The sequence below is a fragment of the Intrasporangium sp. genome, assembly GCF_035688975.1.
Lineage (GTDB): Bacteria > Actinomycetota > Actinomycetes > Actinomycetales > Dermatophilaceae > CALMNV01.
Genome location: NZ_DASSMH010000019.1, coordinates 1 through 3759 on the forward strand (window position 1 = coordinate 1; position 3759 = coordinate 3759).

Annotated in this window: 3 protein-coding genes and 1 pseudogene; all 4 read right to left on the minus strand. The window is 73.8% G+C overall.

Annotation, left to right across the window (positions count from 1 at the left end; genetic code table 11):
• Nucleotides 1–500, minus strand: a 500-nt coding sequence (locus VFJ94_RS02070; protein WP_325002513.1) for a YbaK/EbsC family protein, incomplete at its 3' end; no start/stop codon positions are given.
• Between the two features lie 27 nt (nucleotides 501–527).
• Nucleotides 528–1604 carry an NAD(P)H-dependent flavin oxidoreductase gene (locus VFJ94_RS02075; protein ID WP_325002514.1) on the minus strand — a complete coding sequence of 359 codons (1077 nt, stop codon included), beginning with the start codon at nucleotides 1602–1604 and terminating at the stop codon, nucleotides 528–530.
• Nucleotides 1605–1633: 29 nt separating this feature from the next.
• A complete protein-coding gene (locus VFJ94_RS02080) occupies nucleotides 1634–3316 on the minus strand; it encodes an ABC-F family ATP-binding cassette domain-containing protein (protein WP_325002515.1) in 1683 nt (560 codons plus the stop codon).
• 64 nt (nucleotides 3317–3380) lie between these two features.
• Nucleotides 3381–3759 (minus strand): annotated as a pseudogene (locus VFJ94_RS02085) (tRNA pseudouridine(38-40) synthase TruA); the annotation flags it as partial.

Genomic DNA, 3759 nt, shown 5'->3' on the forward strand with positions numbered 1-3759 from the left:
GCCGCCGGCAGGGCGGCCAGCGCAGCACCGTCGAGCAACAGCTTCGCCCCGCGCAGGCCGGCGCCGACGACGACCGGACCGGCGGCGGCAACCGCCGTGTCGACGAGCACGGGCCAGTCCCTCGGCAGGCCGACCGGGGTGATCCCCCCTTGCTCCATGCCGGTGAGCTCCTCGGCGCGGGCCTGGTCGGCGAAGGAGATCTTGCGCGCACCGAGGCGTCGGCGCACGACGTTGTTGATGTCCGCCCGGTCGGTGGCGAGCACCATCACGGCCGCGAGGGTGGTCACGTCGCCGCGACGCGCCTCGACGACGACGCAGTTGGCGGAGGCTTCCGGCGCGACGTCGTAGGCGGCGCAGAACGCGGCCGTGTCGGCGAGCTTGGGGTCGATCTCGGCCACCCGGGCGCCCATCTGGGCCGCCGCGTCGGCCACGAAGGGCGCCAGCAGCGCCGGGCGCTCAGCGACGGGCAGCCAGGTGAGGGTTCCTTCGGGCGACGGCATGGGGCCACCGTATGCCGCCGTCGCGGCTCAGTCGGGGACCAGCGCCGAGGCGAACGCGGCCGCGAACTCCCGCACGACGGTCGCCGCCGGCACGGCCCGGGCCTCGCGCCACCCGGTCCCCGCCCACAGCGCGAGCAGCTCGGGGCTGTCGGCGGCGGCCGATGCCCTGCGCAGGGCGGTCGTCACGTGGTGCACCTCGGGGTAGGCCGCGGGGGCGTGAGGGCCGTGGGCCCGCACGAAGTCCGTCTCGAGCGCCCGCGCCCACCGACCGGAGAAGGCCCGCGTCACGACCGTCTCCCGATGGGACGGGTCGCACAGCGCGTGCCGGTAGGCCCGGCCCGTGCCGGCCTCCGGGGTCAGCAGGAACGCCGTCCCGAGCTGGACGGCGTCGGCCCCGGCGATCCGCAGCTCCGCCGCCTGCTGGGGGGCGGCCACGCCACCCGCTGCGACGATCGGCACCTCGGTGCGTGAGCGGACCGCCCGCACGAGCTCGACGAGCTCGACGTCGGCGGGGTCCTTGCCCTCGTCAAGGGTGCCCCGGTGCCCGCCCGCCCCCGGGCCCTGGACGCACAGGGCGTCGACCCCCGCGGCGAGCGCGGCCTCGGCCTCCGGCACGTCGGTCACCGTGGCCATGGTTTCGATGCCGACCCGGCGCAGCTCCGCGAGCACCGCCCCGCCCGGCAGGCCGAACGTGAAGGACACGACGGGCACGCGCTCCCGCACGACGAGGTCGAGCTTGCGGTCCCAGTCGTCCGTGTCGCCGGGCCGTGGCTGCGGCAGCTCGACGCCCATCCGCTCGGCTTCGCCGGCGAGCATGGTCCGGTATGCCGCGACGGCCCGCTCCCGCTCGGCGCCCGCGAGCCCGTCCCGCGCGGCGGCATACGTGTTGGCGACCGCAGGGACGAAGAGGTTGACGCCGAACGGACGAGACGTCGTGGCCCAGACCTCCGCGATCTGCTCGGCGAGCGCGTTGACGGGCAGGTAACCCCCGGCGAGGAAGCCGAGGCCGCCTGCCTCCCCGACCGCGGCGACCAGCTCCGGAGTGCTCGGGCCGCCCGCCATCGGCGCCGCGATGACCCGGGAGTCGAGCGTGTTGATCACCATGAGCCGACGCTACTCCCGTCGCCAGCGGGTCACCGAGGTCGCGCGACGCGGCTTTCGTCCCACACCGGTTCGGTGGACTCGTAGACCCGCCCGTCCGCTCCGAAGACGAGGAAGCGGTCGAACCCCCTTGCGAACCACCGGTCGTGGGTCACGGCCACGACGGTCCCTTCGAACCGCTGCAGGCCCTCCTCGAGCGCCTCCGCCGACTGCAGGTCGAGGTTGTCCGTCGGCTCGTCGAGGAGCAGCATCGTGGCGCCGGACAGCTCGAGCAGGAGAATCTGGAAGCGCGCCTGCTGGCCGCCGGACAGGGACTCGAACCGCTGCTCGGCCGACCGGGCGAGCTCGTAGCGGTCGAGCGCGCGCGCGGCCTGCTCACGGGGGCGGCCCTCGCGGTGCTCGTCGCCGCGGTGCAGGATCTCGAGGAGTGTGCGGCCGACGAGCGAGAAGTGCTCGTGGGTCTGGGCGAACCACCCAGGGCGGACACGTGAGCCGAGCCGCACAAGGCCGGTGTGCGCGACCCGGTGCGGCACGACGTCACCCACCGGCCGGTGCTCCGGCTCGGGGTCCGTGCCGCCCGCGGCGAGGAGACGCAGGAAGTGCGACTTCCCGGAGCCGTTGGAGCCGAGGACCGCGACCCGCTCGCCGTACCAGACCTCGAGGTCGAAGGGTCGCATGAGCCCGGTCAGCTCGAGCCGCTCAGCCACGACGGCCCGCTTGGCGGTGCGGCCGCCTGCGAGGCGCATCGTGACCGTCTGCTGCATGGGCGTCGCCTCAGGTGGGCCGGCCGCGACGAACCTGGCGAGCCGGGTCTGCGCCGCCTGGTAGCGCGACGCCATCCCGTCGTTGTAGGCCGCCTTCTGCTTGTAGAGCAGCACGAGCGCCTTGAGCTTGGCGTGCTCCTCGTCCCACCGGCGGCGCAGCTCCTCCAGCCGGGAGTTGCGGTCCTCGCGGGCCGCGGCATACGTCTGGAACCGGCCGGGGTGGACCCACAGGGTCGCGCCCGCCGCCCCGGGCTCGAGGGTGGCGACGCGCGTCGCCACCCGGTCGAGCAGCTCCCGGTCGTGGCTGATGAACAGGACCGTCTTGCTCGACGCGACGAGCGCCTCCTCGAGCCAGCGCTTCGCCGGCACGTCGAGGTAGTTGTCCGGCTCGTCGAGCAAGAGGACCTCGTCGGGACCGCGGAGCAGCGCCTCGAGGGCGAGTCGCTTCTGCTCTCCGCCGGACAGGCTCGTGACGGCGCGCCATTGGGCCCGCTCGTAGGGCACGCCCAGTGCCGCCACCGTGCACCGGTCCCAAAGCGTCTCCTGCTCATAGCCGCCCGCCTCGCCCCACTCGACGAGCGCATGTGCGTAAGCCAATTGGTCGGCCTCCGCGTCGCGCTCCATCATGAGCAGCTCGGTGCGGTCGATCTCGCCTGCTGCCAGTCGAATTCGTGGCGACGCGACCGACACCAGCAGGTCCCGCACCGTGGAGTCGTCGCGCACCCGGCCGATGAACTGGCGCATGACGCCGAGCCCACCGGACCGCGAGACGACGCCCTCGTGTGCCGGCAGGTCACCGGCGATGATGCGGGTCAGAGTCGTCTTGCCGGTGCCGTTGGGGCCGACGAGGGCCACCTTGGCCCCCTCCCCCACCCGGAGCGACACGTCGTGCAGGAGCGGTCGCCCGTCCGGGAGGGAGAAGGAGACCGAGCTGACATCCACGTGGCCCACGAGAACCAAGCCTCACGTATGCCGCGGACCTTGTCACGCGGGTTGTTCCGACTGGCCGGTGGCGTCAGCCGATCACGCGACGCGCCCTCGCCTGCTCCGCCCTGACGGCGAGCTCGGCGTCCGGAGGATAGACGACCGCCTCGAGGCTGAGCCCGTGCGCCGGCATGACCAGCACCTCCGACGCCCGGACGGCTCGTCGTTGGAGGGTCGCCGGCCACTCGACGTCGCGACGCCCCTCTCCGACCGCGACCGCCGCCCCCACGAGCGAGCGCACCATGGAGTGGCAGAAGGCGTCGGCCCGCACCGTGGCGGCGACCACTCCGTCGTCGAGCCGAGCCCACGAGAACTCGAGCAGGGTCCGCACGCTCGTCGCCCCCTCCCGCCGCTTGCAGAACGCCGCGAAGTCTTTGAGCCCCAAGAGCGCTCGCGACGCCTCCTCCATG